13 protein-coding genes are annotated in these 18,611 nt (G+C 63.9%); 4 read left to right on the forward strand and 9 right to left on the reverse strand.

The features are described from left to right. Positions 1–77: 77 nt before the first annotated feature. From ACODSZ_RS20025 to ACODSZ_RS20035, 3 genes are read left to right on the forward strand one after another with little or no spacing between them, the layout of a single operon-like run. On the forward strand, positions 78–1,694 hold the full coding sequence (locus ACODSZ_RS20025; RefSeq protein WP_299530510.1) for an acyl-CoA synthetase: 1,617 nt from the start codon (positions 78–80) through the stop codon (positions 1,692–1,694). Further along, positions 1,691–2,260 (forward strand): PPC domain-containing DNA-binding protein, encoded by a 570-nt coding sequence (locus ACODSZ_RS20030; protein WP_488928402.1) that lies wholly within the window; start codon positions 1,691–1,693, stop codon positions 2,258–2,260. Before ACODSZ_RS20025 ends, ACODSZ_RS20030 begins: the two co-directional genes overlap by 4 nt. A gap of 2 nt (positions 2,261–2,262) precedes the next feature. Continuing rightward, positions 2,263–2,715 (forward strand): PPC domain-containing DNA-binding protein, encoded by a 453-nt coding sequence (locus ACODSZ_RS20035; RefSeq protein ID WP_488928403.1) that lies wholly within the window; start codon positions 2,263–2,265, stop codon positions 2,713–2,715. An 81-nt stretch (positions 2,716–2,796) separates the two neighbouring features. Here the strand turns inward: ACODSZ_RS20035 and ACODSZ_RS20040 are convergent, their stop codons facing one another. From ACODSZ_RS20040 to ACODSZ_RS20065, 6 genes are all read right to left on the reverse strand, one after another. Further along, positions 2,797–4,092, reverse strand: coding sequence for a dicarboxylate/amino acid:cation symporter (locus tag ACODSZ_RS20040; RefSeq protein ID WP_008331851.1), 1,296 nt, complete (start codon positions 4,090–4,092; stop codon positions 2,797–2,799). Between the two features lie 351 nt (positions 4,093–4,443). Continuing rightward, positions 4,444–5,688 carry a glycolate oxidase subunit GlcF gene (glcF, locus tag ACODSZ_RS20045; RefSeq protein WP_175344683.1) on the reverse strand — a complete coding sequence of 415 codons (1,245 nt, stop codon included), beginning with the start codon at positions 5,686–5,688 and terminating at the stop codon, positions 4,444–4,446. 24 nt (positions 5,689–5,712) lie between these two features. Beyond that, positions 5,713–6,786, reverse strand: coding sequence for a glycolate oxidase subunit GlcE (glcE, locus tag ACODSZ_RS20050; protein ID WP_299530428.1), 1,074 nt, complete (start codon positions 6,784–6,786; stop codon positions 5,713–5,715). A gap of 2 nt (positions 6,787–6,788) precedes the next feature. Then, positions 6,789–8,276 carry an FAD-linked oxidase C-terminal domain-containing protein gene (locus ACODSZ_RS20055; RefSeq protein WP_488928404.1) on the reverse strand — a complete coding sequence of 496 codons (1,488 nt, stop codon included), beginning with the start codon at positions 8,274–8,276 and terminating at the stop codon, positions 6,789–6,791. 249 nt (positions 8,277–8,525) lie between these two features. Further along, complete coding sequence (locus tag ACODSZ_RS20060; RefSeq protein ID WP_175344685.1) at positions 8,526–9,416, reverse strand: LysR substrate-binding domain-containing protein; 891 nt, start codon at positions 9,414–9,416, stop codon at positions 8,526–8,528. A gap of 125 nt (positions 9,417–9,541) precedes the next feature. Beyond that, a complete protein-coding gene (locus ACODSZ_RS20065; protein ID WP_175344686.1) occupies positions 9,542–10,957 on the reverse strand; it encodes an FAD-binding oxidoreductase in 1,416 nt (471 codons plus the stop codon). A gap of 307 nt (positions 10,958–11,264) precedes the next feature. Between ACODSZ_RS20065 and ACODSZ_RS20070 the strand changes: the two genes are divergently transcribed. After that, positions 11,265–11,819, forward strand: coding sequence for a cob(I)yrinic acid a,c-diamide adenosyltransferase (locus ACODSZ_RS20070; RefSeq protein ID WP_175344687.1), 555 nt, complete (start codon positions 11,265–11,267; stop codon positions 11,817–11,819). A gap of 31 nt (positions 11,820–11,850) precedes the next feature. On the opposite strand, the gene ACODSZ_RS20075 is transcribed toward ACODSZ_RS20070, so the two are convergent. The 3 genes from ACODSZ_RS20075 to dxs form a co-directional block, all read right to left on the reverse strand. Beyond that, entirely contained in the window at positions 11,851–13,194 is a 1,344-nt protein-coding gene (locus ACODSZ_RS20075) for a DUF3999 domain-containing protein (RefSeq protein ID WP_488928405.1), read from the reverse strand. Continuing rightward, complete coding sequence (locus ACODSZ_RS20080; protein WP_488928406.1) at positions 13,191–16,484, reverse strand: DUF2339 domain-containing protein; 3,294 nt, start codon at positions 16,482–16,484, stop codon at positions 13,191–13,193. The genes ACODSZ_RS20075 and ACODSZ_RS20080 overlap by 4 nt, the downstream gene beginning before the upstream one ends. A gap of 208 nt (positions 16,485–16,692) precedes the next feature. Continuing rightward, entirely contained in the window at positions 16,693–18,558 is a 1,866-nt protein-coding gene (gene dxs, locus ACODSZ_RS20085; RefSeq protein WP_175344690.1) for a 1-deoxy-D-xylulose-5-phosphate synthase, read from the reverse strand. Positions 18,559–18,611 lie beyond the last annotated feature (53 nt).

The raw sequence follows: 18,611 nt of genomic DNA on the forward strand, positions 1-18,611 counted from the left end.
GTGAGCTGGCGGCGCGCCGCATGAAGTAATGTGCAAAAAAACGAGAACAAGACAGCACGCCAATTTCCTTTAGAAAAATCGGGACGAGTGAGACGATGTTAAGCAAAGTGATGAACCTGGGCCGCCTGCTCTCGGATGTGGCGCGCCGCTTTCCGGAAGAGCCGGGACTGATCCTGGCACAAGGCGCCGCCGATGGCAGTGACCGCCTGATCTGCTGGCGCGAGATCAATGCCCGCGTCGATGCGCTGGCGCACGCCCTCACCCGTCGTGGCGTCAAGAAGGGCGACAAGATGCTGGTCCACTCACGCAACAACCAGCAGATCTTCGAGAGTGCCTGGGCCGCCTTCAAGATGGGCGTGGTCTGGGTGCCGACCAATTTCCGCATCACGCCGCCCGAGGCCGCTTATCTGGGCCAGTCCAGCGGCGCCTGCGTGATGCTGTATGACCGTGGTTTCGCGCAGTATGTCGACGCGGTGAAATCCGCCTCGCCGGCACTCGAACACGTGGTGGCCCTGGCCGACGCACGGCCGGGCGAACTCGATTACGAAGCGCTGGTGGCCGATGGCAGCGGCGAGTCCTTCCCCGAGGCCGAAGTCGATTACGACGATCCGCTGTGGTTCTTCTACACCTCCGGCACCACGGGTCATCCCAAGGCGGGGATGCTCTCGCATGGCCAGATGGCCTTCGTGGTCACCAATCACCTGGCCGACCTGATGCCGGGCCTCACGCATCAATCGCGCTCGCTGGTAGTGGCACCGCTGTCGCACGGCGCAGGCGTGCATGCCGTGGTCAATACCGCGCGCGGTGCGGCCAGCATCCTGCTCTCGTCCGAACGGCTGGTGGTCGAGGAAGCCTGGCAGCTGGTGGAGAAATACAAGGTGGACAATCTCTTCACGGTGCCCACCATCGTCAAGATCCTGGTCGAGGATGAGTCCGTCGACCGCTACGACCACAGCTCGCTGAAACACGTCATCTATGCCGGTGCGCCCATGTATCGCGCCGACCAGGTCCACGCATTGAAGAAGCTGGGCAAGGTGCTGGTGCAGTATTACGGCCTGGGCGAAGTGACCGGCAACATCACCTTCCTGCCGCCTTACCTGCACTTCGAGGATGACGCCCATCCGCAGGCGCGCGTAGGGACCTGCGGCATGCCGCGCACCGGCATGCAGATCGCCATCCTCAATGACGACGGTCAGGAACTGGCCCCCTTCGAGACCGGCGAAATCTGCGTGCGCGGACCGGCCGTCTTCATGGGCTATCACAACAATCCCGAGGCCAATGCCAAGGCCTTCAAGCATGACTGGTTCCATACCGGCGACCTCGGGCATGTGGACCGGGATGGCTTCCTCTACATCACCGGACGTTCATCGGACATGTACATCTCGGGCGGCTCCAACGTCTATCCGCGCGAGATCGAGGAAGCCCTGCTGACGCATCCGGCGGTCTCCGAAGTGGCCGTGCTGGGCGTGCCCGATCCCAAGTGGGGCGAAAGCGGGCTGGCGGTGATCGTCTGCAAGGCAGGACAGCAGGTCGATGGCGAAGCCTTGCTGGCGCATCTGGAGACGCGCATCGGCAAGTACAAGTGGCCACGCCGTTTCGTCTACTGGGACAGCATGCCCAAGTCGGGCTACGGCAAGATCGTCAAGAAACAGATCAAGGCGCTGCTGGAAGAGCAGGGCGACTACCGTCTATGAAACTCTCCAGAAAACCTGGCGAGACCACGGCCAGCGCCGGTTTCCTGGCGGTGCGCAAATTCCTTCATGCAGGCCAGCCGAGCTATCCGCGCACGCTGGACCTGGAGGCCGACCCCGCCGAGGAACTTCGTATCACCCTGCAACCCGGCACCCCGGTCGGCCCGGCCTTGCGCCGCGTGCTGGCACGCTATGGCCAGCGCGGCGGCGTCGGGCGACTGTGCGGCGGGACCGCGCGACGCCTGCATTACCACCGCATCGAACAGACCGGCGACCCCAGCCGGCCTTATGACTATGGACCACCGCATGTATTGGAAGGCGTCATCAGCTTCGTGACCGGTGCCATCACCATCGGCCAGAACGCCGACGGAAAAGTTTTACTGCATTGCCACTCAGGTTTCATCGATGGCGATGGCACGCTGCATGGCGGCCATCTGCTGCTCGACACGGTGGAGGTGGGCGACGATCCGCTCATCCTGCGCCTGTGCCTGTTCTCCCGCAGCGCCTTCGTCGTCAACAGCGATGAAGAGACGCACTTCAGTCTATTGCATCCGACACCCATGGAATGATGATGACGCACCCCGCCCATGACAGCGACTCCCTTGACGACAACATCCACGTAGAACAGGGCCAGCTCGGCAAGCTGGTGATGGCCCGCCTCAAACCCAACCAGGACCTCACCGAAAGCGTGGAAGCGCTGTGCCGCCAGCACGGCATGGACAAGGCCATCGTGCGGGGCGCCATCGGCAGCCTCATCGATGCCCATCTGCAATACGCCACGCCGACCGGTCTGCGCGAGATGGAGATCAACGGGCCGGGGGTGGAAATCCTCAATGTGTTCGGCGAAATCGGATTTGCCGATGGACCTGCCAGCGCGCATCCGCTGCAAGGCGTGGTGGCCGATACGGAGGGGCGCATCTTTGCCGGTCGCTTCGTGCGCGGTGCCAATCTCTCTTTCATCACCATCGAGATCACCTTGCAGGAATGGATTGCGGTCAAGCAATCCGAAGCGCTGCCGGCCTGAATCACTTTCCTGGCTCCCATGAAAAATGCCGCCCGGCTCATCACCGGGCGGCATTGTTCAATTCTTGAACTAACTACCGAATCAGGCTTCCGTATGCAGCGTGGCTTCGGCTTCCTGTTCGATCTCGACTTCGGCGCGCGCTGCTTCTTCTTCGCTCAGCAGCCCGCCTTCCCACTTGGCGACCACGGCCGAAGCGATCGAGTTGCCCACTGCGTTGGTGGCCGAACGGCCCATGTCGAGGAAGGTATCGATGCCCAGGATCACCAAGAGGCCCGCTTCCGGAATGTTGAACTGGTGCAGGGTCGCGGCAATCACCACCAGCGAAGCGCGCGGCACGCCGGCAATGCCCTTGGAGGTCAGCATGAGCACCAGCATCATGGTGATCTGGGTGGAGATGGGCATGTGGATGCCATAGGCCTGGGCGATGAAGAGCGTGGCGAAGGTGCAGTAGATCATCGAACCATCGAGGTTGAAGGAATACCCCATCGGCATGACAAAGCTGGAAATCTTGCGCTTGACACCGAAGCGATCCAGCGCATCCAGCAGCTTGGGATAGGCCGCTTCCGAGCTGGCGGTGGCAAAGGCCAGCAGGAAGGCTTCCTTGATCAGGGCCAGCAGATGGAAGATGCGCTTCTTCAGGAACACGAAGCCCACCGCAATGAGCAGCAACCACAGCAGCACCAGCGAGAAATAGAAGTCACGCATGAAGACCGCGAAACTGACCAGGATGTCGAGACCATTGACGGCAACCGTTGCCGCCATGGCGGCAAACACGGCCACGGGTGCGAACTTCATGACGTAGACCGTGATCTTGAGCATGGTGTGCGAGAGGTCGTCGATGACGGCCAGCAGGTGCTTGCCACGCTCCCCCAGGGCCGCCAGGGCGATGCCGAAGAACATCGAGAACACCACCACCTGCAGGATTTCGTTCTGCGCCATGGCTTCCACAATCGACTTGGGTACCAGGTGGTTGAAGAATTCCTTGACCGTGAACTTGCCGGTGGCCAAGCCCGCACCGGCAGCATCCGGCGAAGGCAGCGCCACGCCGGCACCCGGTTGCAGCAGGTTGGCCATGATCATGCCCAGCGCCAGCGAGACCAGCGAGGCGATGAAGAACCAGGCCAGCGACTTGCCGAAGATGCGGCCCACCGACTTGGCATCCCCCATATGGGCGATGCCCACCACCAGGGTCGAGAACACCAGCGGTGCAATGACCATCTTGATGAGGCGCAGGAACAGGTCCGAGGCAATCGAGACGTAGCCGGCCAACTCCTTGGCCTCATCCTTGCCGTAGTGGTTGAAAATCAGATAGCCGACCAGGATGCCCAGCAGCATGGCTGCAAAAATGTAGGCGGCTTGTGGAATGCGTTTGTTCATGTGTTCTCCTGCCCTCGCTCGCCACCGGCACCAGGTACCGGTGAGAGGACGATGATGTATGGCTTGCGGGCGGCGCCGGCCGGTGCGGTGACAGGGGCGCCATGCTTTTGGATGGTCAGAAATCGTCAGTTTCTGATGAGAAACTCTGACCGTTTTTTCCCGCCGTGCGGAAAAAAGGACGAAGCTTATTGACTTATGCCCCTTGCCGTCAAGCCGCATCGAATAAATAGGGTCAAAATGCCTCGGGGGTGATCAAAAAGCCCACAAACAGGCACAAAAAAACCCCGCAAAGCGGGGCTGGTGTTGTGTTGCGGGAAACTTCACGCGGACCGGACGAGTGTCAGCGCATCGTCAGGAAGGTGCTTGCAGGGCGGCGTCCAGCAATTCGATCCAGTGTCGCACCGGGGTCTCGGTACCGGATTGCAGGTGCGTGACGCAACCGATGTTGCCGGTGACGATCATGTCCGGATCGGTGGCCTGCAGCTTGCTGATCTTGTTGTCGCGCAGACGATAGGACAGCTCCGGTTGCAATACCGAATAAGTCCCCGCCGAACCGCAGCAGAGATGGCTGTCGGCACAAAGTTGTACATCCACGCCGGCCGCGCGCAGGATGCCTTCGACCTTGCCGCGGATCTTCTGGCCATGCTGCAGGGTACAGGGCGGATGATAGGCCACGCGCTTGCCGTTGAAATCCCTGAGCTTGTGCTGCAGCTGCTGTTCGAACTCGGGCAGGATCTCGCTGATGTCGCGCGTCATGTGGGAGATGCGGCGCGCCTTCTCGGCATAGTCCGGATCGTGTTGCAGCAGGTGGCCGTATTCCTTGACGGTGGCACCGCAGCCCGAGGCATTCATGACGATGGTATCGGCACGGATACCATCGCGGCCTTCGATGTAGGGCCACCAGGCGTCGATATTGCGGCGCATGTCGTCCAGGCCGCCATCCTGATCATTGAGGTGATAACGGATGGCACCGCAGCAGCCGGCCTTGGGCGGCGCGAACAATTGCACGCCGAGCGCATCGAGCACGCGCGCAGTGGCGCTGTTGATGTTGGGGGCCATCGACGGCTGCACGCAACCTTCAAGCAGCAGCATCTGGCGCGCATGGGTGCGCGTGGGCCAGGTTCCGGCCTCCTGCGGCAGCGGCACCTTGTTCTGCAGCAGCTTGGGCAGCAGCGGGCGCACCATCTGCCCCGCCTTCATGGCCGGACGGAAGATCCACTTGCGCGGCACCAGTTCCTTCAGGGCGGTGCGCAAGACGCGCTCGCCGAAGGGACGCTGCACCTGATCTTCCACCACCTTGCGGCCGATGTCGACCAGTCGTCCGTACTGCACCCCGGACGGGCAAGTCGATTCGCAGTTGCGGCAGGTCAGGCAACGGTCCAGGTGCGATTGCGTGGCGGCCGTGGCGGGCTTGCCTTCGAGCACCTGCTTGATGAGATAGATGCGGCCGCGTGGCCCGTCCAGTTCATCACCCAGCAATTGATAGGTGGGACAAGTGGCGGTACAGAAACCGCAATGCACGCAGGAACGCAGGATGCTGTCGGCTTCCTCGCCGGCCTGGGTGTTGCGGATGAAATCAGCCAAGTTGGTCTGCATGATGATCGCTTGGAAAAGAGGCGCTTACAGGCTGGCGTACAGGCGGCCGGGATTGAAGATGCCCTGCGGGTCGAATTGCTGCTTGAGACGGCGATGAATCATTTCCACCGCGGGCTGCAAGGGATGGAAGACACCGATGCCCTTGTCACCGCCGCGATGCAGGCTGGCGTGACCACCGACGGCCAGTGCGGCGGCACGGATGGCGACGGCATCCGCATTGGATTCCGGACGCAGCCAGCGCTGTGCCCCGCCCCACTCGATCAGCTGGCGGCCCGGCAGGTCGATAGGCGGGGCCACCGACGGCACGGACAGACGCCACAGCGGGGCTTGCAGGTCGGCGAAGAAGGGATGCGTCTGCTCGCGCAGGTCGGTCCAGTAATCTTCCGGATTGCTTAATTCGGTGCCACCCATCTTTTTGATTGCTGAATCCACGGCGGCCTGTGCGCCCGACAACCGGATGGTGAGCACATTGTTGACCCAGGCGCTGGCCACCAGCGGCAGCGGTTGTCCTGCGCTCTGGTTCAGCAGGCGCAGCGCGCCCTCCTGGTTGATCTCGAAGACGCGGGTGCTGCTGGCAATCGGTCGCGGCAATACTTTCAGCGAGACCTGCAGGATCAGGCCCAGCGTGCCCAGCGAACCGGCCAGCAGGCGCGAGATGTCGTAACCGGCGACGTTCTTCATGACCTGTCCGCCAAAGTGCAGTTGCTCGCCCTGCGCATCCATCAGCACGGCGCCCAGCACGAAATCACGCACGGCGCCGGCACTGGCGCGCGAGGGACCGGACAGACCCGCAGCCACCATGCCGCCGAGGGTGGCCTCACCGCCGAAGCGCGGCGGCTCCCAGGCCAGCATCTGATTGTGCTCGGCCAGGGCGGCATCGATCTCGGCCAGCGATGTCCCGCAGCGGGCGGTGATGACCAGCTCGGTCGGCTCGTAGTCGATGATGCCGCGGTAGGCGCGCGTGTCGAGCACGTCACCGGTGGGCTCTTGTCCGTACCAGTCCTTGGTGCCGCCACCACGGATCTGCAGAGGGCGACCGGAGAGGATGCGTTCGCGGAAGGAGGCCAGCACGGCCTCCATGTCTTGTTGTGCTTGCATGGTCAGAATCTCGGCAGATCGGGGAAGCGCAGCTGGCCGCGCTGCACGTGCATCTTGCCGTACTCGGCACAGCGATGCAGGGTGGGAATGGCTTTATCCGGATTGAGCAGGAAGGCCGGGTCGAAGGCACGCTTCAACTTGAAGAAGGCCTCGCGCTCGGCGGGAGAAAACTGTACGCACATGGAGTTGATCTTCTCGATGCCCACGCCATGTTCGCCGGTGATGGTGCCGCCCACTTCCACGCACAACTCCAGGATCTCGGCGCCGAACAGTTCGGCACGGTGGAATTCGTCGGCGATGTTGGCATCGAAGAGGATCAGCGGATGCAGGTTGCCATCGCCCGCATGGAAGACGTTGGCGCAGCGCAGACCGTATTTCTTTCCCATCTCGGCGATGCCCAGCAACACCTGCGCCAGCTTCTTGCGCGGGATGGTGCCATCCATGCAGTAGTAGTCGGGCGAGATGCGGCCCGCCGCCGGGAAGGCATTCTTGCGGCCGGACCAGAAGCGCAGGCGCTCGGCTTCCGACTGCGAACAGGCAATCGCCGTCGCGCCGCTGGCGTTGAGCACGTCGGTCATGCGGCCGATTTCTTCTTCCACTTCTTCCACGGTGCCGTCGGATTCGCACAGCAGGATGGCTTCGGCATCGATGTCATAGCCGGCTTTCACGAACGGCTCGACCATGCGCGAGCTGGTCTTGTCCATCATCTCCAGACCGGCGGGGATGATGCCGGCGGCGATCACGTTGGCCACCGCATTGCCGCCTTTGACCACATCGTCGAAGGAAGCCATGATCACGCGCGCGGCCTGGGGCTTGGGCACCAGCTTGACGGTCACTTCGGTGACCACACCCAGCATGCCTTCGGAACCGATGAAGACGGCCAGCAGGTCCAGGCCCGGGGCATCCAAGGCGCCGCTGCCCAGTTCCACCACGTCGCCCTCGATGGTGACCATGCGTACGCGCAGCACGTTATGCACCGTCAGGCCGTATTTCAGGCAGTGCACGCCGCCCGAATTCTCCGCCACGTTGCCGCCGATGGAACAGGCGATCTGCGAGGACGGGTCCGGGGCGTAATACAGGCCATGCGGGGCGGCCGCTTCGGAGATGGCCAGGTTGCGCACACCGGGCTGGACCACGGCGGTGCGCGAGTACTTGTCCATCTTGAGGATCTGGTTGAATTTGGCAGTGGAGACCACCACGCCATCGGCAATGGGCATGGCCCCACCAGAGAGGCCGGTGCCGGCACCACGCGGCACGATCTGCACCTGCAGTTGGTGGCAGGTCTTCATGATGGCGACGACCTGCGCCTCGTTCTCGGGCAGCACCACCACCATGGGCAGCTGGCGATAGGCGGCCAGGCCGTCGCATTCGTAGGGGCGGGTATCTTCCTCGTCGAACAGCACGCAGTGCGCGGGGACGACCCGGCGTAGCGCATCGACGACTTCGCGCTGGCGGGCCGGCGCGAAGGACGGTTGGGCGGGAGCATTCATGCTGGACCTCGGCGGTAAGCTAGGCAGGCGTGCGGCGCTGGATGTCCCTCTTCTTGCATCCGGTGCTGCGGCTCACGCTGTCTCGTTTGTTGTCGACCCGCATGGGGCGGGCTTTTTCAGTCCGACAAGTGTAACGAATTTTGCCGCTCTGCACGGTCCCCTGTTGTCTGACGGCCCACTGAAAAGAATTTCCGGCCGCCGTGAATTATTTTCAGGGCGGCCGGAGCAGAGGGGTGATGCAAAGGCGAGTCAGATGTTGCGGAAGGCGTTCTGCATCCAGCTGATGAAGGTATCGACCTCGGGCCGCTCGCGCACGGCGCGTTCGTAGACCACGTAATAAGCATGCGGCGGGGTGCGCAGGCGCACGTCGAACAGTTCCACGATCTCGCCCCGGGCCAGCAGTTCTTCGGCGAAATGCTGGCGCGTGAGGCCGATGCCGTAGCCATGGCGCACGGCTTCCAGCAACAGGCCCAGGTCATCCACGCGCAACCCCGCCGAGGGTTCCACCCAGTCTTTCAGACCGGCCGCCTCGAACCAGGGCTGCCAGGGTTCCAGTGCCGAACGCAGCAGGGTCGCATGCTGCAAGTCGGCGGGCGACTTCATCGGCGGCAGGGTCTTCAGGTAGCCGGGGCTGGCCACGGCAAAGGCCGGTTCTTCGAACAGCTTCTCGGTGATGATGTTGGGATAGTTGCCGGCCCCGAAACGGATCTCGACGTCACTCTCCGACAGCGACAGGTCATACAGCGGCACCGACAGGTAAAGCTCGACCACGATCTCCGGATGACGCTGGGTGAAGTCGGCAATGCGCGGCATGAGCAGGTGGCGCGCGAAGGTGGGCGGCAGCATCACCTTGATCTTGGGCTGCACGGCGGCATTGCGATGGGGCATCGGGAAATCGGTCAGCGTACGCAAGGCGCTGCGGACCACGTCCAGATAGCGCCGACCGAATTCGGACAGCCCGATGGAGCGTCCATCGCGATAGAACAGGCGCTCGCCGACGAATTCTTCCAGCAGACGGATCCGGTGCGACAGCGCCGAGGGGGTAATGCACAACTCCTCGGCGGCAATCGCGAAGGAGTTGTGGCGGGCTGCAGCCTCGAAGGCGGACAGGGCATGGACGGGGGGGAGGCGGGTAGCCATGGATGGTGGATTCCTGCAGCGGTTCAAGCAAAACTGATGAAAACTAACATTGCGTTACCGAAAAACTAAAAGGCCAAGAGCATGAAACCAGGTTTTTCTTCCCTGGCCTGGCTGACACATCGACCTCACTGCTCCCAGCGCAGGATCTTGCCGGGGTTCATGATGTTCTTCGGATCGAGCGCATGCTTGATGGCGCGCATGACGGCAATGGCGCCGTCGCCATGCTCCTGGATCAGGAAGTCCATCTTGTGCAGGCCCACGCCGTGTTCTCCGGTGCAGGTGCCATCCATGTCGAGGGCACGCGCCACCATGCGGGCGTTGACGCCTTCGGCGCGGGCGATGTCGGCGGGGTCATTCGGATCCACCATCATCTGCACGTGGAAATTGCCATCGCCGACATGGCCGATGATGGCGTGGATCAGGCCCTGCTCTTCGCAATCGGCCTTGGTGGCCAGCACGCATTCGGCCAGGCGCGAGATTGGTACGCAGCAGTCGGTAGAAATCGCGCGCGCCCCCGGACGCAATTGCAGCAGCGCGAAGTAGGCGTTGTGACGGGCGGTCCACAGGCGCGTGCGGTCTTCGGGACGGGTCGCCCATTCGAAGCCGAGGGCATGAAATTCGCGGGCGATGTCCTGGACCAGTTCGGCCTGTTCCTTGACACCATTGTCGCTGCCATGGAATTCAAACAGCAGCAGCGGATTGACCGGCAGGCTCAGCTTGTCGTGGGCATTGATGGCGCGTACGCCGTTTTCATCGAGCAGCTCCACGCGCGCCAGGGGCACGCCCATCTGGATGGTCTGGATGACGGTGTTGACGGCGTCGGCCACGCTGGGGAAGGAACAGATCGCCGCCGAAATGGCCTCGGGCTGGGGATACAGACGCACGGTCACTTCGGTGATGATGCCCAGCGTGCCTTCGCTGCCGACATAGATGCGGGTCAGGTCGTAGCCGGCCGAGGACTTCTTGGCGCGGGTACCGGTCTTGATGATCTCGCCCTGGGCGGTCACCACCGTCAGGGTCAGGGTGTTTTCCTTCATCGTGCCGTAGCGCACGGCATTGGTGCCCGATGCGCGGGTGGAAGCCATGCCGCCCAGCGAGGCATCGGCACCGGGGTCGATGGGGAAGAACAGGCCCGTATCCTTGATCTCCTGGTTCAACTGCTTGCGGGTGACACCGGCCTGGACGGTGGCGGTCAGGTCTTCGGCATTGACGGCCAGGACCTGGTTCATCTGCGACAGGTCCACCGTCACGCCGCCCTGCAGGGCCAGCACGTGGCCCTCCAGCGAGGTGCCGGCACCGTAGGGGATGATGGGAGTGTCGTACTGGCTGCAGAGCTTGACGAAGGCGGCGACTTCCTCGGTGCTGTGGGCGAAGACCACGGCATCGGGCAGCATGGGATCGTAAGAGGATTCATCGCGGCCGTGGTGCTCGCGCATGGCCAGGGTGGTGGAGCAGCGCTCGCCGAAGAGGGCCTTGAGCTCGTCGAGCAGGGCCTGGGGCACGGGGCGTTTCAGTTTCCGGGCGTCAACTAGGTGATTCATGCAGGTTCTCTCAGGGGTCTGGTGTCTCGGTTCTTGTTATGGTCTTGTGCGGGAAGGATGCAGGGGCCGGTGAAGCGGCATCGCTCGCCGCTCCAGTGGACTGACCACTGATCCAATCGGTGAATTTTACTCTCTTGCGGGCGCGAATTTGCGCAAATGTCGGCGCCCAAGCCGCGCAGTCAGACAAATCAAGTGAATTGTTTACGCAATTTTTCCAGCAGGCGCGGCGCGCCTCGCAAGGTGTGGGAAATACTTGCCTTGGCCCTTGCTTGCGCTTAAGCTGCCCGGCGAATCAACAAGGAGCATGATGGGCAACCGACTTTCCAAGATCGCCACCCGCACGGGCGACGATGGCAGCACCGGCCTGGGCGATGGCAGTCGCGTGGGCAAGGACAGCCTGCGCATCCAGGCACTGGGTGATGTGGATGAATTGAATTCGCAGCTGGGCCTGCTGCTGTGCGAGACGCTGCCGGCTACGCTGCGGGAGGAACTGGTCTCGATCCAGCACGACCTGTTCGACCTGGGCGGAGAGCTCTGCATTCCCGGTTATACGGTGCTGGCCGATGCGCACCTGGCGCGGTTGGATGCGCTGCTGGAGAAATACAACGCCACCCTGCCCCCGCTGAAGGAATTCATCCTGCCGGGCGGATCACGCACGGCGGCGCTGGCACATGTATGCCGCACCGTGTGCCGCCGCGCCGAGCGCAGCGTGGTGATGCTGGAAAAATCGGAGGCGGGGGTGAATGCTCCGGCACGGCAGTATCTGAATCGCCTCTCCGACCTGTGCTTCGTACTGGCGCGCGTACTCAATCGCGAAGCGGGCGGGCAGGACGTGTTGTGGGAGAAGGGGCGGGAGCGCTGAGCGCACTCCCGCTGCGAGGCGAGGACGAAGGCTACTGCGACGCGTCGGTCGGTTTGCTGCGCGCCAGACGCCAGGCGATCCCGCCCAGGGTGGCGACGGCGAGGATCAAGGTCATCCAGAGCACGATGTGGCGGGTACTGGCCGCAATGCGCGGCTCCTTTTCCTGCGTCATCGGCAGCCGTGCACCCAGCGTGGCGATGCCCGTCTCGGGATGCGTGCCCATCAGCAATTCCCCGGTCGGCTGCGCCACCGCCGTGAGCGCGGCATTGCCCGCGCCGATCCTGAACGGCGCTGATCCGCGTGCTACGAAGGTCAGCTGCGCCGGGCGCCAGCCCAGGCTCACCTGAGGCAAGCCACTGCCGAGGCCGCCGTTGCGCATGTCCACCAAGATGCGCCAGTCACGCGCGGACGTGGCCTCGAATTGCAACGGTGCCGAGCGCTCCTCTCCTGACTTTCCTTGCAAGCGGAACACGGTTCCCGTGGCGATGCCGCGCCAGGCTGCCTTGGCATCATCACGGCTCTGCAAGCTGACCTTGGCGATGGTATTGGGCTGCGGCAAATCGATGCGCAGGCTTTCTACCGGATAGACGCCGCCGCTGGCGAACACATATTCTCCCGCCTGGCTGCCGGCTCGGACCTGCGCTGCGGCCTGCCAGCGCAAGGGGGTGGCGCCGCTCCCGGCGACTGGCTCCGCCAGCAGGGTCTCGGATGCGATCTCGGCGATTTCGGGCATGCCATCGGGCCAGCTCAGCCGCAGGTAGCGTTGTCGCAATCCTTCCAGCGCCACGCGCTCCTGGCGCAACTGCTTGCCGTTCGCGGAGGCGTTGAGCAGCTCGGCTTCCCCCACGGCGTGCCACTGCGTCAGGTCCGCGCTGCTTTCCACCCGGACGCGGCCCTGATATTGCGCCCCACGCAGATGAATACGCAAGGCGCTGACGGCTGCCTCCCGGCCCAGATCGACCAGGACGGTATCGTCAGAGGCGCGCGGCGCGGCGGGCGCACCAAGCTCGGCGCGCAAGCTACCATCGGCCCCCAGCAAGACCCCCAGCCGGCCCTGGCCAGCCGTCCTGGCCGCCGTGGGCACGGCAAACCAGTTCACCGGCGCCAGCACCGCGCGCTGGATCGGGGCGGGAACGCTGGCCGCCTCCAGCGAGAACGGTACCTGCTCTCCGGCCCCGTTGAGGATGCGTACATCACCCAGGTCGCGGCGCTGGCTGGCCGCATAAATCTCCGGCGGCAAGCGCATGCGGTAATACGGACCGGTACCGCTCACGGTGAGCCCATACCATTGCGTCACGACCGGCGGCGGCGCCTCACCGGCCTGCGCCACCAACGCCACCAGGCTGGCGCAGAAACCCATCATCATCCGCTTCATGGCTTGACCTCCTCTGGCGTAGCCTGCCTGGGTGGCAAGGGCGAGAAATACCCCACCAGCAACAGCAGCACCCCGACCCCGATGAAGGCCACAATCCGTTCCAGGCCCTGGATGCGCGAGAGGTCGAACAGGAACAGCTTGATCACCGTCCCCCCCAGCAGAGCGCCACCGGCGAACCACAGCATGCGCATGCCGCCGCGCGTGGCAATGACCTGCATGGTGAGCGCGCACAAGGCCCAGAACACCGTCAGCGCCGCCTGGGCCAGCGTGGAATGCGAAATGTCGGCCAGCGTGTAGGGCAGCCCGGTCCAGTGATGCAGGGTGCGCAGCAGCATGGCATTGAGCCAGAGGAAGAGCGTCGCCCCCATCGCCGCCAGCAACACGGTGCGATAAGGCGCAAGCAGGTCAGCCAGGCTGCCCAGACGCGAGAACCAGAAAGCAATCAGGGCGTAGATCGCCAGCAGGATCGCATCGAGCGGATTGAACAAGGGCAGGCGCATCCAGTGGCCCCCCGCTTGAGTAAGGTTGACATTGATCGTCCACAGCCACAGCACCAGCATCAGCGGCAGGCAGGCCAGCACGCAAAGCTTGTGCAGTCGCTCACCACGGACGAACCACAGCGCGGCACAGGCGAAGGCAGCCCAGCCCAGCATGAAGACCTGTTGCCAGCGGAAGGACGCCAGTACGGCACCCACTTCATATTCAACATCGAAATAGTGATGCAAAGTCCGCAGTAGCAGCGCGTTGAACCACAGGAACACCGTGGCGAATGCCAGATAATTCATTTCCACCGGCGGTTCACTCACCTTCAGTTGGCGCAAACGCCCTATCCATGCGGCCACTGCGACAAAGGCCAGTAATTGCGCTACGTCCAGGGGGTTGAGCAGGGGCAGCCAGAACAGTGGTGCGGCGTCGCCCTCGCTGGCGGCACTGCCGACGCTCCAGACCCACAACAGCAGCGCCAGTGGTGCTGCGCCCCAGGCCTGGTAAGGCCAGACATGCGCGGCCACCGGCCAGCGCAGTCGGGAACCCAGGGTAGCCACCGCCAGCAGGCACAGTCCCAGTCCATAGGCCCAGGCGCTCCAGCTCCACGCGCCTTCGGGGACGAATTGGCGCAGGCGCCAGTAGCCCTCGAAGGCCAGCAAGGCACACAACATCCAGAAACTGAGCAGGTGCTGCGGGGCATGGGGCGACCAGCGTGACGTCTCTTCGCGCTCTTGCCCCTTCTCCAGGCGCCACAGGATGGCGTAGGTCGACACCACGGCCAGCGGCCAGGCCAACCATCCCCAAGCGGTCAGCGGCGCCGCAGATGTGAGGAACAGGCCCAGTGTCAGCAGCGCCAGCAGCGGTGCCAACGCCTGCTCGACGCATCGGGCCAGCGGCCAGGCCAGCAGGCAACGTGCAGCATGTGCCAGCCAGGCCGTGAGAACGGCCCACAGCACCAGCGCCGGCAGGATGAAGGACACCGCCTCGGGGTAGGCCAGCGGGGCGGCGTGGGACTGGATCTCCCGCACTCCGGCAGCCGCCCACCAGCACAGGCCCCAGAGCGCAGCGGCCAGTCCCGCTTCGGGCAGCCAGACGTGCCAGCGCCCCGCATCGCTGCGCACCTGCAACCACCATCCGATGAAGAGCCCCGCCAGCGCGATCATCAGCATGGACAGGAAGCCGGCATTGGCCACGGGCAGCGCCGAGATGCCGACCGGCTCGCCCCAGGAAGCCAGGAAGGCCACTGCCGCCGCACCCTGCATCAGCAAGCCGGACAGCAGTGCCAGCAGCCGGCGCTGGCGCACCGACATCCAGACCAGGGCGGCTCCCTCGATCGCCCAGGCGGCACCGGTGGTCTGCCCGGAGAATGCGAAGGGTAGCGCCAGGGTGGCAAAGATGGCACCGAGCGCGAGCATGGCATCGAACAGCAAGCCCAGCCGCTGCCGCCAGCGCATCAGTCCCGCTGCGACCAGCAGATAGAAAGCCGACAAGGCCACGGCGCTCCAGGCCAGGCCGAAAGGCATGGACTTGACCATTGCCGCCTGCAGCGCCGTGGCGGCAATGGGCGTACCGAACACCAGCGTCCCATCCACATAATGCTGTACGACGCACTCGCGGCGCAGGGCATACAGGAGAGATATCCCGACATACATGAGCAGGAACAGCACCAGGAAGGCTTCGGTGCTGGCGAAATGCTCCGGAGCATAGGCGGTCGCGCCCCAGATCGAACCGATCACGAAGGTGAAGGAAAATCCCAGCAGGTTGAGCGCGCGCCAGGCCTTGAACCAGGCGATGGCAAAGATGCCGGCGTTGAGCAAGGCGTAATAGCTGAACAGTGCGACATGGCTGCCGCCGCCGCTGCTGACCAGCACCGGCGCCAGAAAGCCGCCCGCGCTGCCCATGAAGGCCAGGGCAGCCGCATCCTGCCGGATCGCCAGAAAGGCGCTCAGGGCGCAGATCACCACCATCAGGGGCAAGGCCATGCCCGGTGCAATGAGCGCATACAGTTTGACGGCCGCAAAGACCGTGAGATACAGCACCCCTACCCCGCCGCCTTGCAGCAGGAGTCCGTACACGGTGCGACGCTCACGCAGGCGCCAGCCCAGCCCCAGCAGAACGGCTGCGCCCAGGGCGGTCCCGGCCAGACGCAATTCGATGGGCAGCAGGCTGTTGCTGGCAGCGTACTTGAGCAGGAAGGCGACGCCGAAGAACAGCACGATGATCCCCACGCGGACCACTGTATTGCCGCCCAGCAGCCAGTCCCGCGCTGCATGGAAAGCACGCTCCAGCAGGTCAGGTGCGGCAGGCATGGCAGGCGGCACCTCAGCTTTGCGCTGGGCAGTCGTGCTCGCCTGGACCGCAGGTGGATGCTCGGGCTGCGCAAGGGACGGGACGATGGCCGGGTCAGGCGCTGGTGCAAGCGATTCGGACACGGAGGACGCAGTGAGAGCGACAGGCTTGCTGTCGGCACGACGGGGCCGGACGTCTTCAGGGAGATCCGCCGCGATGGGCGGTTCAGGTTGTGGCAGGTAATGAGGGGATTCCCGGCGTAGCCGCTCCACCTCTTCACTGAGCATGTTCACCCGGTCTTCCAGCTGTCTCACGCGTGCGGCCAGCGAGGCCGTCGGTGCCGTCCCGGTGAAGGCGGCCGGCGGCGCCTCTTCCTCGACGGGTGCAAACAGCACGTTGCCGAGCCAGAAACCCAGCCCCGCTACCAGGATCATCGTGGGGCCGATGGACCAATCACCAGCCAAGGCCAGCACGATGCCCGCTATACCGCCGACTATCGTCAACACCCATCTCATGGGCCTCTCCTCATTTGAATTCTTGCAGGAAGATTTCAGGAGCGAGCGCGCACAGCCGCCGGTCACCCCTTCATGAAAAATATTTCCACAAGGAAATTATTTGAATGAACGAGGTCTTTGACCGGTGCGGCTACAGGATGTTCAACCGATGAGAAAATGCGCCGCATCCCTCGGCTGCCGAGGGATGCGGCTGGCGGGGAAAGAAGCGTCAGCCGTTGTTGACGACCAGCCGGGTCTGGTCCTTGCCGAAACGCTGCACGATGGACTGGGCAATGCCATCGGCATCCAGCCCGCATTGCGCCAGCAGTTGTGCGGCATCACCGTGATCGATGAAGCGGTCCGGCAGGCCCAGGTGCAGCACCGGCTTGTTGATGCCGGCTGCGGCCAGTGCTTCGGAGACAGCCGCACCGGCGCCGCCCATGATGCAGCCCTCTTCCACCGTGACCAGCGCATCGTGGGAGGCGGCCAGTTGTTTGACCAGCTCCACGTCCAGCGGCTTGATGAAGCGCATGTTGGCCACCGTGGCATTGAGCTTGTCGCCCGCGCTCAGGGCGGGTGCCAGCAGGCTGCCGAAAGCCAGGATGGCGACATCCTGGCCCTGGCGGCGAATTTCGCCACGGCCCAGCGGCAGGGTCTCCAAGGTCTTCTCCACTGCCGCACCCACGCCTGCACCGCGCGGATAACGCACTGCGGCCGGGCCGGGATACTGATAGGCCGTAGAGAGCATCTTGCGGCACTCGTTCTCGTCGGAAGCGGCCATCACCACCATGTTGGGAATGCAGCGCAGGAAGGCCAGGTCATAGTTGCCGGCGTGGGTAGCACCATCGGCACCGACCAGACCGGCGCGGTCCAGGGCGAAGGTCACGTCCAGGTTCTGCAGGGCCACGTCATGGATCAACTGGTCGTAGGCGCGTTGCAGGAAGGTCGAGTAGATCGCCACCACCGGCTTCATGCCCTCGCAGGCCATGCCGGCGGCGAAGGTGACGGCGTGCTGTTCGGCGATGCCGACGTCGTAATAACGTTTCGGGAAGGTCTTCTCAAAGCCCACCATGCCCGAGCCCTCGCGCATGGCCGGGGTGATGCCGACCAGTTTTTCATCGGCGGCGGCCATGTCGCACAGCCATTGACCGAAGACCTGGGTATAGGTCAGCTTGCCGCCCGCGCTGGGCTTGATGCCTTCGCTGGGATTGAATTTGCCGGGACCGTGATAGAGCACCGGATCGGCCTCGGCCAGCTTGTAGCCTTGTCCCTTCTTGGTGACCACGTGCAGGAACTGCGGTCCCTTGAGCTGCTTCAGGTTCTGCAGCGTGGGGATGAGCGAATCGAGATCATGGCCATCGATGGGGCCGATGTAGTTGAAGCCGAATTCCTCGAACATGGTGGCCGGAACCACCATGCCCTTGGCGTGTTCTTCCAGACGCTTGGCCAGCTCCAGCACCGGGCCGGGCAGCACCGACTTGCCCACGTCGCGCGCCTTTGCGTAGAACTTGCCCGACATCAGGCGCGCCAGGTAGCGATTGAGCGCGCCCACCGGCGGCGAGATCGACATGTCATTGTCGTTGAGGATCACCAGCAGGTTGATATCCTCATGCACGCCCGCATTGTTGAGCGCTTCGAAAGCCATGCCGGCGGTCATGGCGCCGTCGCCGATGACGGCAATCGCATGGCGGTCCGAACCCTGCGTCCTGGCCGCCAGCGCCATGCCCAGCGCGGCCGAGATGGAGGTCGAGGAATGCGCCGTGCCGAAGGTGTCGTATTGGCTTTCGATACGGCGCGGGAAGCCCGAGATGCCCTCCTGCTGGCGCAGCGTATCCATGCGGTCACGACGGCCGGTGAGGATCTTGTGCGGATAAGTCTGATGGCCCACGTCCCAGACGATGCGGTCTTCAGGGGTGTTGAAGACGTAATGCAGCGCGATGGTCAGCTCGACCGTGCCCAGGTTCGAAGACAAGTGGCCGCCGGTCTTGGAGACCGAGTCCAGCAGGAAACCGCGCAGCTCTTCGGCCAGCGGCTTCAATTGAGGGCGGGACAGACGGCGCAGGTCGGCCGGGTCGTTGATGGTAGTGAGGAGCATCTGTTCTTACCGTGTTGGGATCTGAAGCCCGCGCCTGGCATATGCCGCGCGGT

It is taken from the genome of Herbaspirillum sp. FG34, from assembly GCF_057809315.1.

What these genes read in the sequence shown, in the direction of transcription:
- ACODSZ_RS20030 (WP_488928402.1), top strand. Translation starts at nt 1,691, where the DNA reads ATGAAACTCTCCAGAAAACCTGGCGAGACCACGGCCAGCGCCGGTTTC.
- ACODSZ_RS20035 (WP_488928403.1), top strand. Translation starts at nt 2,263, where the DNA reads ATGACGCACCCCGCCCATGACAGCGACTCCCTTGACGACAACATCCAC.
- ACODSZ_RS20040 (WP_008331851.1), bottom strand. Translation starts at nt 4,092, where the DNA reads ATGAACAAACGCATTCCACAAGCCGCCTACATTTTTGCAGCCATGCTG.
- glcF (WP_175344683.1), bottom strand. Translation starts at nt 5,688, where the DNA reads ATGCAGACCAACTTGGCTGATTTCATCCGCAACACCCAGGCCGGCGAG.
- glcE (WP_299530428.1), bottom strand. Translation starts at nt 6,786, where the DNA reads ATGCAAGCACAACAAGACATGGAGGCCGTGCTGGCCTCCTTCCGCGAA.
- ACODSZ_RS20055 (WP_488928404.1), bottom strand. Translation starts at nt 8,276, where the DNA reads ATGAATGCTCCCGCCCAACCGTCCTTCGCGCCGGCCCGCCAGCGCGAA.
- ACODSZ_RS20060 (WP_175344685.1), bottom strand. Translation starts at nt 9,416, where the DNA reads ATGGCTACCCGCCTCCCCCCCGTCCATGCCCTGTCCGCCTTCGAGGCT.
- ACODSZ_RS20065 (WP_175344686.1), bottom strand. Translation starts at nt 10,957, where the DNA reads ATGAATCACCTAGTTGACGCCCGGAAACTGAAACGCCCCGTGCCCCAG.
- ACODSZ_RS20070 (WP_175344687.1), top strand. Translation starts at nt 11,265, where the DNA reads ATGGGCAACCGACTTTCCAAGATCGCCACCCGCACGGGCGACGATGGC.
- ACODSZ_RS20075 (WP_488928405.1), bottom strand. Translation starts at nt 13,194, where the DNA reads ATGAAGCGGATGATGATGGGTTTCTGCGCCAGCCTGGTGGCGTTGGTG.
- ACODSZ_RS20080 (WP_488928406.1), bottom strand. Translation starts at nt 16,484, where the DNA reads ATGAGATGGGTGTTGACGATAGTCGGCGGTATAGCGGGCATCGTGCTG.
- dxs (WP_175344690.1), bottom strand. Translation starts at nt 18,558, where the DNA reads ATGCTCCTCACTACCATCAACGACCCGGCCGACCTGCGCCGTCTGTCC.